The sequence below is a fragment of the Vibrio methylphosphonaticus genome (assembly GCF_023634655.1).
GTDB lineage: Bacteria > Pseudomonadota > Gammaproteobacteria > Enterobacterales > Vibrionaceae > Vibrio > Vibrio methylphosphonaticus.
In genome coordinates, this window is the sequence record NZ_JAMKMS010000001.1 from 1 (window position 1) to 14,905 (window position 14,905).

The 14,905-nt window shown below is 42.4% G+C and carries 16 protein-coding genes; 10 read left to right on the plus strand and 6 right to left on the minus strand.

The annotated features are described in order from the left end of the window. The first annotated feature begins 178 nt into the window (after positions 1-178). On the plus strand, positions 179-577 hold the full coding sequence (locus M9196_RS00005; protein ID WP_250615483.1) for a hypothetical protein: 399 nt from the start codon (positions 179-181) through the stop codon (positions 575-577). A gap of 585 nt (positions 578-1,162) precedes the next feature. Here the strand turns inward: M9196_RS00005 and M9196_RS00010 are convergent. After that, positions 1,163-2,368, minus strand: a complete 1,206-nt coding sequence (locus M9196_RS00010) for a tyrosine-type recombinase/integrase (protein WP_250615484.1) — start codon at positions 2,366-2,368, stop codon at positions 1,163-1,165. Positions 2,369-3,013: 645 nt separating this feature from the next. On the opposite strand from M9196_RS00010, the gene M9196_RS00015 reads away from it, so the two are divergent. Further along, a complete protein-coding gene (locus M9196_RS00015) occupies positions 3,014-3,577 on the plus strand; it encodes a hypothetical protein (RefSeq protein ID WP_250615485.1) in 564 nt (187 codons plus the stop codon). A gap of 160 nt (positions 3,578-3,737) precedes the next feature. Further along, positions 3,738-4,103 carry a hypothetical protein gene (locus tag M9196_RS00020; RefSeq protein ID WP_250615486.1) on the plus strand — a complete coding sequence of 122 codons (366 nt, stop codon included), beginning with the start codon at positions 3,738-3,740 and terminating at the stop codon, positions 4,101-4,103. Between the two features lie 19 nt (positions 4,104-4,122). Here M9196_RS00020 and M9196_RS00025 read toward each other — a convergent pair whose 3' ends face one another. Continuing rightward, positions 4,123-5,802, minus strand: a complete 1,680-nt coding sequence (locus M9196_RS00025) for an RluA family pseudouridine synthase (protein WP_250615487.1) — start codon at positions 5,800-5,802, stop codon at positions 4,123-4,125. A gap of 429 nt (positions 5,803-6,231) precedes the next feature. Between M9196_RS00025 and M9196_RS00030 the strand changes: the two genes are divergently transcribed. The 6 genes from M9196_RS00030 (at position 6,232) to M9196_RS00055 (ending at position 10,708) form a co-directional block, all read left to right on the plus strand. Continuing rightward, complete coding sequence (locus tag M9196_RS00030) at positions 6,232-6,717, plus strand: hypothetical protein (RefSeq protein WP_250615488.1); 486 nt, start codon at positions 6,232-6,234, stop codon at positions 6,715-6,717. A gap of 268 nt (positions 6,718-6,985) precedes the next feature. Further along, complete coding sequence (locus tag M9196_RS00035) at positions 6,986-7,255, plus strand: PTS sugar transporter subunit IIB (RefSeq protein ID WP_250615489.1); 270 nt, start codon at positions 6,986-6,988, stop codon at positions 7,253-7,255. Between the two features lie 11 nt (positions 7,256-7,266). After that, positions 7,267-8,523 (plus strand): PTS ascorbate transporter subunit IIC, encoded by a 1,257-nt coding sequence (locus M9196_RS00040; protein WP_250615490.1) that lies wholly within the window; start codon positions 7,267-7,269, stop codon positions 8,521-8,523. Then, complete coding sequence (locus M9196_RS00045) at positions 8,520-8,966, plus strand: PTS sugar transporter subunit IIA (protein ID WP_250615491.1); 447 nt, start codon at positions 8,520-8,522, stop codon at positions 8,964-8,966. The genes M9196_RS00040 and M9196_RS00045 overlap by 4 nt, the downstream gene beginning before the upstream one ends. Positions 8,967-9,314: 348 nt before the next feature. Further along, positions 9,315-9,713, plus strand: coding sequence for a YgiW/YdeI family stress tolerance OB fold protein (locus M9196_RS00050; RefSeq protein WP_250615492.1), 399 nt, complete (start codon positions 9,315-9,317; stop codon positions 9,711-9,713). A 260-nt stretch (positions 9,714-9,973) separates the two neighbouring features. Then, entirely contained in the window at positions 9,974-10,708 is a 735-nt protein-coding gene (locus M9196_RS00055; RefSeq protein WP_250615493.1) for an RNA methyltransferase, read from the plus strand. Positions 10,709-10,882: 174 nt separating this feature from the next. Here the strand turns inward: M9196_RS00055 and fdxA are convergent, their stop codons facing one another. After that, a complete protein-coding gene (gene fdxA, locus M9196_RS00060; RefSeq protein ID WP_250615494.1) occupies positions 10,883-11,206 on the minus strand; it encodes a ferredoxin FdxA in 324 nt (107 codons plus the stop codon). 268 nt (positions 11,207-11,474) lie between these two features. Here fdxA and M9196_RS00065 point away from each other — a divergent pair, with 268 nt between their 5' ends. Continuing rightward, positions 11,475-13,091, plus strand: coding sequence for an NAD(P)/FAD-dependent oxidoreductase (locus M9196_RS00065; RefSeq protein ID WP_250615495.1), 1,617 nt, complete (start codon positions 11,475-11,477; stop codon positions 13,089-13,091). A 103-nt stretch (positions 13,092-13,194) separates the two neighbouring features. Here M9196_RS00065 and M9196_RS00070 read toward each other — a convergent pair whose 3' ends face one another. The 3 genes from M9196_RS00070 to M9196_RS00080 form a co-directional block, all read right to left on the minus strand. After that, entirely contained in the window at positions 13,195-13,596 is a 402-nt protein-coding gene (locus M9196_RS00070; protein WP_250615496.1) for a hypothetical protein, read from the minus strand. A 10-nt stretch (positions 13,597-13,606) separates the two neighbouring features. Next, on the minus strand, positions 13,607-13,927 hold the full coding sequence (locus tag M9196_RS00075) for a hypothetical protein (protein WP_250615497.1): 321 nt from the start codon (positions 13,925-13,927) through the stop codon (positions 13,607-13,609). A 95-nt stretch (positions 13,928-14,022) separates the two neighbouring features. Continuing rightward, positions 14,023-14,523, minus strand: a complete 501-nt coding sequence (locus tag M9196_RS00080; RefSeq protein WP_250615498.1) for a DUF3332 family protein — start codon at positions 14,521-14,523, stop codon at positions 14,023-14,025. Positions 14,524-14,905: the final 382 nt, after the last annotated feature.

Sequence of the window (14,905 nt, forward strand, 5' to 3'; positions counted from 1 at the left end):
GCATGAATCTCAAAAAACTAGACTCGAAAAATATCAGATCCTAGCTCGTTTTTTTTCTGCATATAACCTAACAACTCATGTAAAAGTTCCCAAACCAAAGATAGTCGACAGAAATAAAACCCAACAGTTCAAACGTTAGGTCTCATTTAGCCTATGAGTGTGAGGTGGAGGCATATAGATGAAATTAGATAACACAAAGGTGATTGCAGAATTAGAACTAGAGCTTGAGCTACTGCATGCACTGGCGATACTACGCAAAATAAACCTATGGGATGATGGCACACATCACCGTTACAACAAGCACATTGAGCTAATTGCAGCCCAAATAAAGTTGATGGATAGACCCATTAATAGCGTCATTGAACTGTGTTCTATTGAAAGAGAATCGCTCGTCGACCTGCTCATCAGTAGCGATATGAATATCGAAGAAATTCTTTTGTGCATCGAGTTGTTTAACGTCATTTCTGGTTTACTTCTTCCCAACCAATTACATGTTCTACGTTTACAACAAAATCACCTCGATAGGATGCAGTTGAAACTCTTGCCATTTTATCTGGGCTTGAATGATGACCACTGATGAAGCGTGAACACCTTAAATTTTGTTAGGTATATTGTGAGGCCTAACGCCAGCCCTCCGCACTTTTGGTGGGCTGTTTTTTATTATCTACTGATCCCCCTCGTAATCTTCTTTTCCTAGTCTTGCGACAACGTACCCCTGTTTTATACTCAATTTTGAAACGCACTTCTGTTTTATACCAATCAATTAAAAGGAGGCTCTATGAACTGGGTAAATAACAATATGGGATTGCTGACATTAGTTACTGCTATTGGTTCAGTTTGGCTTGGTTGGTATTGCGCCTCATAAATCAGTAGAAATCCCCATTGAGCTACACTTTATCAGCACTATCAATCCAAAGAGAGTCTGATTTTCTGGTATATCATGACATCAGTCGAGGTGGTGATTGAAACTATTGTTTTTAGATTTCAGATAATGTCGTTTTATTCTTCAAATTTAAAAAACATCAATTCATAATTAACTATCATGTTGTAATACAAGGATTACGTGCTGCCAACTGACTCGAACATCACTCACATTTGCACTTCAGAAGTCAGCACGTAATTGTAGGTAAATCGTCTTAGTAATAAGGTTGACAACTAATAGCTATTCACTTTTATTTTTTATAGCATTCAGCATAGAATCAACAGATTTCTGGTGCATTGGCTTTAGAGCATCTGTGTTTGATATAGTATAAACCCATGCTGTTGTATTTAAGTTGCGATGTCCCAATAATTGAGCGACAGCACGAATATCTTTAGACGCTAAGTATTGGTAAGTTGCTGCTGTCCTGCGAAGATCTCTTATCGTAACATGTATTTTTGAGTTCCCAGGATCATAGAATCCTGCTCTTTTTATGATCCTATCCCAAAAGCTACCAACTCCAGATTTGTTTGAAAGAGGCTTTCCTCTGTCCCTTGGGCTAGGAAACACAAACTTTGTGTCCGACGATTCTTCAGCTTGCCTCCTGCGCAATATTTGCATCAATTCTTCACACAATGGGACAACGTGCTCGCGATTACCCTTGTATCGATGAGCTGGGATATACCACAAGCAAGCATCCATATTCAGTTCTTTCCATTCCATCCCAAAGACAGACGACTTCCTTTGAGCGGTAAGTAATAATGCTATTATCACATCCTGGTAGGTTTTTGGTTCTGTTAATGCCGCGCCAAGCAACTTGGCAATTTCATCCTGAGATAGAAAGCGAGTCTTTCGGTATGGTGCTTCTTCCACTTTTTTAACTCTTTGAAAAGGATTAAAAGGCACTCCTGATTTATTAAACATCGACTTTAGTGTCGTTAAGCATAGGTTATGTATTGCGTATCCTTTCTCAGCCCCCTGATTACTAGAAAATCGTGTTGCATCCTCAAATGTAAAGCTACCTATCTTCTTTTTACCTAATATTCCTTTAATATGAATCCTGTAGTATCTTTCTGCTGCTTTTAAACTCTCTTCCCTTTTTGACCCCGTCAACACTTCGTTTTCAAACAGCTTTATGTGTTTATCAAACAGCTCGTCAAACGTCATATTGTCGTAATTTGTGTGTATTTCATATGCACTTGTGTTGCTGTATTCTAAGGCCATTTTCCTAGCGTTTTCGACCGACAAGCTGATGAAGTTCCCCAACTTTTTCTCAACAACTTTTCCATTTATCGATTTTCGAAAATAATAAATTTTTTCACCCGAAGGCAATACATGCAGCTTCAGTCCCGGAACGGATTTGGCCCCACCTTTATCAGAATACTTGACTCTTTTATCAGTAACAGGAAGCGATAATATCGCCGTTTTAGTCATGTTCATATAAGGCATTCATTTCTCCTACTCATCCCTTTTTCATCCCCAAACTCACGTTAAAAGACGTTAAAAATCGTTAAACTAAGTTAACAATCTACAGGAGCAACACTAAGCCCTGAAGCCGACTAAGTACATGTTAGTTAAGAAGAAATAAGAAAGGTTAAGAACCATTAAATTAGATAAACTAATCCTGTCGGGAGCGCCATATTAAAAGGGCTAACAAGTTAGTAACTGCTAGCCCTTTGTAGTTTTCGGCATTCTGCATAGCAAATATGTAGCAGATTATAGCTTGCTACCTAAGCGGCGTTGATCTTATAGGAACTGAATAGCCACCACATCACTAGATGCTAGTTAGCCTCTTTTTATATTGCTTTTCATACTCTACAGGCGACAGTTGATTATTGGAACCATGCCTGAACCGACTCAAGCTCTACCGCCTCTCTCACCCTATTTCAATGAGCTCCATACACTTGCCTTTGTTAGCTTGGCTTATGAACTAATTATTCTGCCAAGACAAATAAGTACCAAAGGAAACACTCATGAAATCTTTACTCATTTTCTACCATTCTCCTAGATTAATAGTCATTAGAAAACTAAGCTCAATCAGCTAGGTAAAGACATTAGGATGTCGACATTGGATGGATAAACTTTGGTAGGCTTATGAATTTAGAACTAACCACAAGGAAATATAAGAACTTTCTAATCGCTTTCAGAAAGGCAGATATTGACGCAAAAAACGGAGCAGAAATAACCGTCAACTTCGAGACTAATCAGTACCATTTTGCATCGCCTAACTTCAAACTTGTCGCCTACACACAAGGCAATACACGTTACAATCTCACGACTTACAATCATACTGACATGCCAAACTCTCTAAACCTTGGCGGCTTAGAAGGCTCTCTTAGAAAGGGCGGTAGTGGATTGACAAAAATGAATGGGGATCTAAGTACGATAGTTGCGGCAACTTCAGAAGCAGCTCGCTCTAAAGTCGTCGAGGCGGCGTTTACCAGAGTACTTTTAGGAAAGACCATAATGCTCCTTCAGTATGAAGTTCTATTCAAAGCTTACAATCAACCTGCGCGATTCAATGGACTTCTAAACCAAGATGGAAGCTATAACAGTACTTGGCGACCACTGAAGAAAGAAGATTACATCCACTTTTTCAGCGCACAAGAATATACAGGTAGTTCAAGTGACATGCTCACCAAATTGGTTGCTTTGTAGCATCGAAAGACAATGTTCATGAAATCAAAAAGAACACGCCAAAAGCGTACTTCGAAGCGTGACGTTCATCCTTTCAACAATCACCGCTGCGTTGAAATCAGTCACAACAAAACAAATCGTTGTTGCTATGGTTGCCTGTCACATGGGTTGAGGAGGTATATTGCCTAGCATTATCCAAGATTGTAACCGCGAGCTTAAAAAGGTGCTGCTCTTCTACCCCGAAGAACAGCAAAATAGTATCGATTGTATGCTGGCCCAACTAGTGTGCTGCGAGATTTTCCTCATTCAGTACCCTATTCTCAATCACTTTAGGGGAAAGAGCTCACCTTGGTATCACGTGCAGAATCTTCGTTACAAATTGCTATCACGGCAAGAAGGGCCGGATTTGATCGGCTATGACCTGCCTATTTTTCAAGGCTGGTCTATGGCAAAAATTGATGATGCGCGAGTCTATGAGAAGCCTATATCCACAAAAGTCTATCGAGCCTATTTAGACTACCAGTATTTTATTGAAGGTCGTCGCTAACGAGATACCCTAGTGACAACTAAAACTCAGCCTCTACCTGAAACGTCATGCGCTCATGGGTGATAGGGTGATCAAGAATCAATAATTCAGCATGCAAATGCAGGCGATTTGCTGTTGTGCCATACAAGTCATCCCCTACTATTGGCATGTGTAATCCAAGAGCGTGGGCACAATGCACTCTTAATTGATGAGTACGCCCGGTTTTGGGTGAAAGGTAAACCTTAGTTCGATTATCTTTGCGCTCAATGACCTGCCATGTGGTTTCAGCGGGTTTACCGTGTTCAAAACAAATCAGTTGGCGCGGTCTATCGTCTAGGTCACCACGCATTGGCAATGCGATGCGTCCTTCATTTTCTTCAAGTACGCCATCAATTAATGCCACATAGCGCTTTTCAACCGTGCGCTGAATAAACTGTTTTTGTAAGCTCTTATTTGCTCGCTTACTGATCGCTATAACCATCAAACCCGATGTCGACATATCCAAACGATGCACGATCAATGGGCCAGTGGCGTCTGGAAACGCCTGCTTCATTCGCAGATAAACAGAATCTTCAATGGTTTTTCCTGGTACCGACAAAAAATCAGCGGGCTTATGCACCACTGCCATGTCCTCATCTTGATAGATAATATCTACGCTCTTACCTTCCGCTGGATTCTTGAGTAGCGGGTTGTCGTCCACCTCTAAACCTTCAAGCATATGCGTAAGAATGGGATGGCACTTACCCTGACAAGCTGGGTAGTAGTTTTTATGCTGTCGGATGGATGACTTCGGTGGTAAGCCCCACCAAAACTCCGCTAAAGCCAATGGTGTCATACCCCACTTAAACGCATATTGTAATAGCTTAGGCGCAGCACACTCCCCTGCAGCAGCTGGTGGTACACCTGGGGTAGTCTTAGCAAAAAGTTCGCCTAAGTTTTTCACTTGACCATTTGCATTCAAAAACTGGTATTGATCAAACAACTGCTGTTGTAGCCCAGCAGACAGTGCTTTACGCGCCTGCTTCAGTGGATTTATCTTGTCATTGAGATCGTTCAATTCGCTCTGTGCCGCAGCGATGCGCGCCTCCCAATATAGCTTAAGATCACGAAGCTGTAGCTTTTCTATCACGCTTGCTTGGCTGAGCTGCTGCTTTAATGCTTGGCGCGCTTCATCCGGTAATTCGGCTGCCTCGGCGCGCTGGGCTTTTCTAACTTTACGTCCTTCAACCATCTGACTACGATGGGCTTTTAGTGCATCATCTGCCGCTTGTGTGACTTCTTGTAGTGTTAAGCGAACGCTAGCAAGTTCTGGTGCAGCTTCAAGCGCATTTATTTGACGACTATATTGATTAATTTCATCCTGCCCTGCGTGAAAGAAACTATCTGCAGCTAACATATCGAATACTGGTGGCACAAAGCCCGGCAGCAAATTCTGTTCAGCGACTTTCCCCGAAAATGCGGATAGATAACCCATTTCACCTTGGCTATTTTTAACCACCAGCACGCCAAACATTTTGCCAACGGCCCCATCAGTATTTCCCTCCAGGCCAAAGTTATGTTGCCATTCTGATTGGGTACTGAGATGTTGCTGTAGCTCTTGCGCAGCCAATAGACTTAACGGATGAGGCGTATAATAAAATGGATAAGTGAATCGCTCCGGCAATGAGAACTCAGCAATTGGCGTCTTAAAGGGCGTGAAACAGGATTCTGAAATGTGCATATGGCGCTCTATATCGAATATTAGCCCTATAGAGCGCAACGCTGCATGGGCATGAAAAGCTGGCAATTCTAACGGTTAAGTGCAGTAAGATCACTACTCAATCTTTTGAAGTGTCTAAGTCACTGATTTTATGCCGGGGCGCGCGCTCATCTCACACAAGCAGTGAACCAATCTCTCTTTTTTACTTTCTATTCCCTCCCTGCGAAACATTTCTACTTCAGTTTCCACAAAAATCGAGCTGTGTTACCCAAATCGCTTACGCCATGATATCGCGTAAGATCTTAAGATCATTTTACTATATAACTAAACCACTGTTTTTAAGATTAAAAAATGAAACAAATCTCACCAACAATTTATAATGCATTGTCACGGCAGTCGTGTATATAATTATAGAGAGTTAAAAAATCACGTTGTACTAGGTAACATTGAATGTTAATAAAGAAAATGGACGCTCCAAAAGATATGCAAGTCGGTGCGTTTTTTGAAACCAAAAAACATGGTTCCGTCATAATCGTTGAGTATTACAATACTCACACGGTTATCGTTGCGTTTGAAAATACAGGAAATATTCGAGCGACCACAGCGGCAAAACTTCGCAGCGGTCAAATAACCGATCGCTCTGTTCCTCCTCAATCCTCTATGGTAGGAAGAAAATATGAATCGTTAAAACACGGTTTATTAACCATTAAACAAGTAGAATCTGAAAACATCGTTGTTTTAGAAAATGAAAGCGGTGAAGAAGTGAGAATGTTACTCCCTGCTGTTCAAAAATTGAAAGAACAAATAGAAGAAGAGTTTGAAACTAACGAAGAACTGGAATTACCGACGTCTCTTAGTGCACTAACAAAACGAAATAAGAAAACAAAAGATGTTAACTCACTTCTGAAAAAAATGATTACAGAATATGGCAAGTAAAACCTATTACTCCATATAAGCAACTGCACACAAGACTTAGATCACACTTTATTTCCTCCCTAAAAAATTAGCATTAAAATCCCTAGTGACCACCAAATTTTATTTTTTACCATTTGGGGTTATTCGCCATTTAGTGTGACCCTGGTCACAAGAGCATTTTGACTTTGTGAGCCAGGTCGATATCAATCATAGAGATTTTAGGTAACATCCTCTCCATCAAGACGTGAAACACTTATTTTTAGATCAACGAACCCTACAGAGATATATTATGAAAAAGATTATGGTTGTATGCGGAAATGGCCTTGGCACTTCATTAATGATGGAAATGGCAGTTAAAGAAGTTGTAAAGAAAATAGGCTTAGAAGCTGAAGTTGATCACGAAGATCTGTCATCAGCGGCGTCAACTAAGGCTGATATTTGGGTTGCTGCAACCGATGTTGCCTCTCAACTTGAAGACGCTGGTAAAACAAACATTATTAGTCTAGCCAATATCTTTGACAAGGCATCAATTGAAGAGCAATTAAAAGCAATCATCTAAGGTAATATATAATGGCTAACTTTTTTGAATTTATGCTTGGCTTATTAAAAGAGCCAGCAATAATGGTTGGACTTATTGCTTTCATAGGCTTAGTTGCTCAGAAAGCAGATGTTTCAACCATTCTAAAAGGCACGATTAAAACCGTAATGGGTTTCCTAATTTTAGGGTTTGGTGCTGGCGCTCTAGTTGGCGCTTTAAATAACTTTTCCGTAGTATTTACAGAAGCGTTTGGCGTAAGTGGTGTTATTCCAAATAACGAAGCTATTGTTGCTTTAGCACAAGAAGCATTTGGCTACGAAATGGCTTTGATCATGTTCTTCGCTTTCGTTGTTAATATTCTCTTAGCTCGTTTTACACCGCTTAAGTATATATTCTTAACAGGTCACCACACGATGTTTATGTCGATGTTGGTTGCTGTGATTCTTTCTACAGCGGGCATTACTGGCACAGTATTAGTGGCTGTCGGTGCGGTGATCGTCGGTTCGCTAATGGTTATCATGCCGGCGCTGGCTCAGAAGTACACCGAGAAAGTAATGGGTACTGATCAGCTGGCGATGGGTCACTTCTCAACCCTGTCGTACTTGGTTTCTGGTTATATCGGCAGCAAATTTGGTGACACGTCTACCACTACTGAAGATATGAACGTACCAAAGAGCTTAATGTTCTTACGTGATACACCTGTAGCCGTAGCGGTAACCATGGCAATCTTCTTCCTGTTTGCCTCCATTTTTGCTGGCGGTGACTTTGTTGAAACCGTTTCTGACGGTCAAAACTGGGTCGTCTTCACTTTTCTACAATCTCTTATTTTTGCTGGTGGTGTTTACATCGTTCTTCAAGGTGTGAAAATGCTGATTGCAGAAATCGTCCCAGCATTTAAAGGCATTTCCGACAAACTGGTTCCAGGAGCAAAACCGGCTCTAGATTGTCCAATGGTATTCCCAGTTGCACCAAACGCTGTACTCATCGGCTTCTTGTCTTCATTCTCAGCAGGCCTTTTAGCTATGGGCATCCAAGGCATGTTTGATTGGACTATCATTGTTGCGGGTGTTGTTCCTCACTTCTTCGTAGGTGGTGCATCTGGCGTTTATGGTAACGCAACAGGTGGTCTACGCGGTGCTATTCTAGGTGCATTTGCACAAGGTCTATGTATCTCGTTCTTACCAATGCTGCTACTCCCAGTACTTGGCAATATTGGCTTAGAAGCTACTACCTTCGCTGACTTTGACTTTGGTGTGGTTGGTCTTATTCTTGGATGGATTGTGTCATGAGCATTATGAAGTTAATTGGCGATAACATTGTTATCTCTACAGAAACAAACTTAAGCGTTGATGCAGCACTAGACATCACTTGTTCAAAACTTCTTGAACATGGCAAAGTTGAAGCGACCTACTTAGCTGCAATTAAGCAAAAACATCAAGAGATTGGCGCGTATTATGTGCTTGCACCAAAGATTGCAATGCCACATGCTCGTCCAGAAGATGGTGTCAATGAAGCTGCATTGCAAATCACCGTCTTCAAACACGGTGTTGATCTAGAGTCAGAAGATAACGGCGCTGTATATTTTTCTGTCACCTTAGCGGCCAAGGATTCAGACAGCCATATTCAAACGATTATGGCGCTGTCAGAATTGTTCCAAAACGATGAAGACGTTGAAGCAATCATTTCTGCACAAACAACAGAACACATTGCCAACATTTTAGAAAAATACTGATTCAGTCCCCCCTACTGGCAGTATTCAAAGCCCTCAGTTTATTGAGGGCTTTTTTGTACCGACTCACATAATCCTACAAGAAAGCGTGGTTAAAACGCGTATTCTAGATAGATTTTTCAATGTCCATTTATTAGCAGCTTATTTTGCAAATATCGTCATTGAGCATGAAAGATGATAACGCCAAAATGTATGGCAACCTCCAAGCAACCAACAATTAGCAATCTCAGTGCACTGCTATATACTTTACCTTGATGATTGGTATCTGTTACTTGAAGTTGTGATTAGCTCACGTTTAGTTAACGGGGACACTATTGGTTAACGAGGAAACTATTAGTTAACGAGGAAACTATGAAAAAAACATCTATCTTTCTACTTTCGTCCATACTTTTTTCTGCTTCTGCTTTAGCTTCAGAAGAAACAATAAACAAAGAAGCCATGCAAACAACCGCAGGTGGATTTCAAGGCCCATCTGTAGATGACACATTAAGTACTGTCGAAGAAGTCATGAATGCGGGTTGGTTAACCGATGGAAACAAGGTGACTCTCGTTGGCCATATTGTTAAGTCAATGGGAAATGACATCTACACCTTCCAAGATAGTACAGGTCAGATGCCAATTGAAATTGAAGCAGACGAATGGGGAGGCCAAACTGTTACACCAAAAGATAAGGTAAAAATCTTTGGTGAAATTGAGAAAAATGACAGTGAAGCAGCGGTTGAAGCCGACTCTGTGCGTATTATTAAATAGTCGTGCGTAGTATTAAATAGTCGAGTGATGCGTTCTCACCCATAAACCCAGTGAATCTTTGAGGTTCAATGAGAGCCTCAAAATGATATTTTTAGGCCCTCCCATCAATCGACAACGTTGACCTAACAGGTATCACGATTGAATTCGCTCCACTCCTTCATCCCATTGCACTCGCACATTGGGCCATGGTATGTCTCCAGCACTCGCATCTCTCTGTTACTTGAGGTTATAATGCCCGCGCTTTCATCTGGGACATAACTATGATTTCTAAAAACCAATTAAAACTACTTCGTGCATTAGGCCAAAAGAAACAACGCAAGGCGCATGGCTTGTTTTTAGTCGAGGGCGAAAAGAACGTTCTTGAGCTAGTTGGCGCATCGCTTACCGTCAAACAAATCTTTGCCACCAGCGAGTTTCTTAGTGAGAATGCGCAAGCACTCAGCCGTTTTGATTGTATTGAAGCGTCTTTGGATGAGTTGACGAAAGCAAGCAGCTTAGTGAGTAACAACGCCGCTGTGGCAATTGTCGAAATACCAAGCCACGATATTCCTGAAGCAAAAGGATTGATGATTGCCTTAGATGGTGTCTCTGATCCCGGAAACCTTGGTACCATTATTCGCATTGCCGACTGGTATGGCATCAAGCACATTGTCGCGAGTACTGATTGCGCTGATCCTTATAACCCAAAAACTATCCGTGCCACAATGGGTAGCTTTGGTCGCGTTCAAGTTAGCCTGATCGATTTGCCAAGCTACTTGCAGCAGGCAAGCATCCCTGTTTATGGCGCATTTCTTGAAGGCGAAAGCGTCCACAGTACCCAATTCTCTGCGCAAGGTATCTTACTGATGGGCAGTGAATCTCATGGGGTACGGGCCGAAGCGGAAAAACACGTGACAGATAAAATTACCATTCCAGCCTTTGGTGGAGCCGAGTCGCTCAACGTAGCGATGGCGACAGGTATTATTTTAGATAACCTTCGCCGCCAGCATAGCTAGAAACTCTCTATTATATAGACGTCACTTGAATACAGATGTAAGTATCACTTGAATACAAAAAACGCAGTCACTGAGTCAGTGGCTGCGTTTTTTTGTCTGGCACTATATTTATGTTGTATCTAGTAATTGTTCCACAGCGTTATTAACGTGCCCTACGAGGCGAACAGAGCCTGACTATTTTTCTAGCATACCGAGCTTGTTGGGTACGCCATTCCACTTATCGGCTTCTTCCATCGCAGGCTTCACTTCAGTTATGTTTGGCCATACTTCCGCTAGCTCTTCATTCAATGCAATAAACACTTGCTGATCTTCTGACAGCTCGTCTTCTTGGAAAATAGCCTGAGCATCACATTCAGGAACGCAAAGGCCGCAGTCTATGCAGTCTATTGGGCTGATCACCATAAAGTTCGGGCCTTCATAAAATGCATCGGCCGGGCACACCGCTACACAGTCGGTAAATTTACATTGAATACAATTATCTGTTACGACAAATGCCATGGTCATCAGCTCTTGGTTAGTCAGTCAATCAATAGGCAATAAGTGAAAAACCGTACGCGCCTATTATGGAGGGGCGATGATACGGATTCATGGGTAAAATTCAACATCATACCAAGCATAAATTTATCACGTTTTGCATTGCTGCTCTGCCCCAGTGGTTTGAATTAAGTATGACAGACAAAGCAACTTCACGTAAAATGCGCGCCATTGTGAGCGTAGTATCAAATTTGGTACCCCGCTAAGACACCTACTAACACGAGACATCACCATGATACGTTTAACCGAAATTAAGCTTCCTCTTGATCACGAGGAAGACGCAATTCTTGCCGCCATCGCGAAAAAACTCAACATTCCGGCTGAGCAAGTCCTGTCATTCAATATGTTTAAGCGTGGCTATGATGCTCGTAAGAAAAGTAAGATTCTACTGATCTATACGCTCGATGTCGTGGTCGATAACGAAGCTCAGTTGCTCGAGCAATTTACCAATGACCCGCACGTTAAAGTGACGCCGGACATGGAATACAAGTTTGTTGCACAAGCGCCGACAAATTTAACCGAGCGCCCGGTTGTAATTGGCTTTGGCCCTTGTGGCTTGTTTGCTGGTCTTGTACTGGCTCAAATGGGCTTTAACCCAATTATTGTTGAGCGTGGCAAAGAAGTACGCGAGCGTACCAAAGACACCTTTGGCTTTTGGCGTAAGCGCACACTTAACCCTGAATCCAACGTACAGTTTGGTGAAGGCGGCGCGGGTACGTTCTCGGACGGTAAACTGTATAGCCAAGTGAAAGATCCGAAGCACTACGGTCGCAAGGTTATCGAAGAGTTTGTTGCCTCTGGCGCACCAGAAGAAATTCGTTACGTCAGCAAGCCGCACATCGGTACCTTTAAACTGGTTACCATGATTGAAAAAATGCGCGCTAAAATCATAGAGCTTGGCGGCGAAATTCGCTTTAGTACCCGCGTTGACGACATCCACATGGAAGATGGTCAAATTACGGGTCTAACGCTATCTGATGGTGAAAAAATTCAGTCTCGCCACGTTGTTCTTGCCGTTGGTCACAGTGCTCGTGATACCTTTGAAATGCTGCACGAACGTGGTGTTTACATGGAAGCGAAACCGTTTTCTGTGGGTTTCCGTATTGAGCACAAGCAGTCCGTCATTGATGAAGCTCGCTTTGGCAAAAACGCGGGTAACCCTATATTAGGTGCCGCAGACTACAAACTGGTCCACCACTGTAAAAATGGTCGTACTGTTTATAGCTTCTGTATGTGCCCGGGCGGAACCGTGGTTGCCGCGACATCAGAAGAAGGTCGCGTCGTAACAAATGGTATGAGCCAATACTCCCGTGCTGAGCGTAACGCAAACAGCGCGATTGTAGTGGGTATTTCACCAGAGGAAGATTTCCCAGGTCATCCGCTAGCTGGTATTCAATTACAGCGTGAGCTTGAAACTGGCGCATTCCAACTTGGCGGTGAGAACTACGACGCCCCAGCACAAAAAATTGGCGACTTCTTGAAAGGCCGCGATCCAAGTGCACTGGGTGATGTTGCCCCTTCTTTCACTCCGGGCATTAAGCTGACTGATATTTCAAAAGCACTGCCAGAGTTCGCCATTGAAGCGATTCGTGAAGCCATTCCTGCATTTGACAAAAAGATCAAAGGTTTTGCCGGCGAAGACGGCTTGCTCACAGGCGTGGAGACACGTACATCTTCTCCTGTATGTATCAAGCGTGGTAAAGATTATCAAAGCGTAAATCTGAAAGGGTTCTATCCTGCGGGTGAAGGCGCGGGTTATGCTGGTGGAATTTTATCGGCAGGTATCGATGGTATTAAAGCCGCTGAAGCCCTTGCGCTGTCGATGGTAGAGCAAGCGAATAACGCGTAAATTAAACGTCGCTATTCAGCGATGATTCAATAGAGTGACATACGACATGTTCACGAAAAAAGCGATGGTCATTACCATCGCTTTTTTGTATCCGCTCGTGTCATTAAAACTTCCAAGACACACCGAGATCCACCCCAACACCTAAGTCCGCACCGTTATTAAACTTCACTTCGGGAGTGGCAAATAAATCGACATCAAGGTTTTTCACAGGTTCCCAACGAATACCCACTGGCGCATGAATATCAATCGCTTCACTGTGCCAGTTATAACCAACACCACCTTCTACAAACCAACTAATATTGTGCTCTTGCGAAATGGGTTTTTGCATCAACGCCATACCGCCGTTTACGTAGTTGTCGTTAACACCGACGATGATATTGTCGAATTGAAACGTCACCCCTCGTTTGCTATCAACGCCAAGCTCAAATGCGTGAGTGGCTGTTGCCATCATCGCGAAAAAACTAGTAACAACAAACAAAATGGATTTAGTGATAGTGCTTTTCAATGTGGTTTCCTCAAATAGAAACATCCTGTCTATGTTCATCCTGTAATAGTGGTACACCAGGAAAAATAACGGTGCGTTTTACGTGTTCGTTTGATGGAGCAAAGTTTAGAGGAATGACAAAATCGCACTTACCATTTAGCGCCACATTGATATCAAGATCTTTAAGTGCTCTGATAAAAACGGACAGACTTATCGCATCAACCGTAGAAGACAGTAGAAGACAGTAGAAGACAGTAGAAGACCGTAGAATAGTGAATAGTGAATAGTGAATGGTGAATGGTGAATGGTGAATGGTGAATGGTGAATGGTAGCGATAATAAACAATAGTCATGAAAGCCGACCTTATCTCATGTAGGCAAGCTTTCATGCTAAAAACCAGCTTAAATTGATCGACGCGTACTTATGGTTCACAACGCCACTGGCATATTACGACAGGGTTGCGTATTCCTTTAACTCATCATGTGACGCAGTGGTGACGTACTCACCATCTAGATAGAAATCAACACTCTCCTCGCCACTCACACCCAGCAATACTCGTGATTGGCCATTATCATCAACAAAGTTCATTTGAGTGGTATTGCCATCCAGCATAGAGATCTTAACCGGTGCACTTGTTAGCTTCTTATCTATCTTATGGTTCACTTTAATGTAAGAGTTGGCCGGCATATCAGCCAATGCTCTTTTTTTACTAAGGGGGTTAGTTCCAGTCCAAAACTCTATCGAGTTAACAACGAACAGATCCGCCATTGACGTGATTGCGTAAACAGGTGACATCAAGGTATATAGTCCAGCACGAGCATAACGGTTATCAACACCCTTGATGTTCACTTCGTGCATAACAAAACCAGTCGTTGCCATTTGGCCGATACAGCCAGAAAGCATGGAAGCCATTACAGCGGCGGCAATCACGGTCTTAATTTGTTTCATGGTACATTTTCCTTCTTACCTTCATCCATCCAAACATGGCGGGTAAGTTGCGCTAAATATCATCACTAAAAATAATGTCGCCATTATTTATCATCAGCCCCTAAAATGAAGCGGCGCGGGATTATATTCATCGCTTAATAAATGGCAAGCGAATGGGTTGGGCAAGAGCAATCGAGCCATCTCAGTCCGCATCCATAGCGATCGCCCTTAAACAACTTTTCGAAGAGGAATAATATTTATTGTCGTTAATTCAATGAATTAACAATGTGTTTACGCTTTCTTTTATCGAGACTTTCGCACTAAAGCACCAACGGCTGATCTGCCAATTTTTACGTTAAGCAGGCCAAATCCTACAATACGAAGTTTTATGCTTATTGAATCG

What these genes read in the sequence shown, in the direction of transcription:
- M9196_RS00005 (WP_250615483.1), top strand. Translation starts at nt 179, where the DNA reads ATGAAATTAGATAACACAAAGGTGATTGCAGAATTAGAACTAGAGCTT.
- M9196_RS00010 (WP_250615484.1), bottom strand. Translation starts at nt 2,368, where the DNA reads ATGCCTTATATGAACATGACTAAAACGGCGATATTATCGCTTCCTGTT.
- M9196_RS00015 (WP_250615485.1), top strand. Translation starts at nt 3,014, where the DNA reads ATGAATTTAGAACTAACCACAAGGAAATATAAGAACTTTCTAATCGCT.
- M9196_RS00025 (WP_250615487.1), bottom strand. Translation starts at nt 5,802, where the DNA reads ATGCACATTTCAGAATCCTGTTTCACGCCCTTTAAGACGCCAATTGCT.
- M9196_RS00030 (WP_250615488.1), top strand. Translation starts at nt 6,232, where the DNA reads ATGTTAATAAAGAAAATGGACGCTCCAAAAGATATGCAAGTCGGTGCG.
- M9196_RS00035 (WP_250615489.1), top strand. Translation starts at nt 6,986, where the DNA reads ATGAAAAAGATTATGGTTGTATGCGGAAATGGCCTTGGCACTTCATTA.
- M9196_RS00040 (WP_250615490.1), top strand. Translation starts at nt 7,267, where the DNA reads ATGGCTAACTTTTTTGAATTTATGCTTGGCTTATTAAAAGAGCCAGCA.
- M9196_RS00045 (WP_250615491.1), top strand. Translation starts at nt 8,520, where the DNA reads ATGAGCATTATGAAGTTAATTGGCGATAACATTGTTATCTCTACAGAA.
- M9196_RS00050 (WP_250615492.1), top strand. Translation starts at nt 9,315, where the DNA reads ATGAAAAAAACATCTATCTTTCTACTTTCGTCCATACTTTTTTCTGCT.
- M9196_RS00055 (WP_250615493.1), top strand. Translation starts at nt 9,974, where the DNA reads ATGATTTCTAAAAACCAATTAAAACTACTTCGTGCATTAGGCCAAAAG.
- fdxA (WP_250615494.1), bottom strand. Translation starts at nt 11,206, where the DNA reads ATGGCATTTGTCGTAACAGATAATTGTATTCAATGTAAATTTACCGAC.
- M9196_RS00065 (WP_250615495.1), top strand. Translation starts at nt 11,475, where the DNA reads ATGATACGTTTAACCGAAATTAAGCTTCCTCTTGATCACGAGGAAGAC.
- M9196_RS00075 (WP_250615497.1), bottom strand. Translation starts at nt 13,927, where the DNA reads ATGACTATTGTTTATTATCGCTACCATTCACCATTCACCATTCACCAT.
- M9196_RS00080 (WP_250615498.1), bottom strand. Translation starts at nt 14,523, where the DNA reads ATGAAACAAATTAAGACCGTGATTGCCGCCGCTGTAATGGCTTCCATG.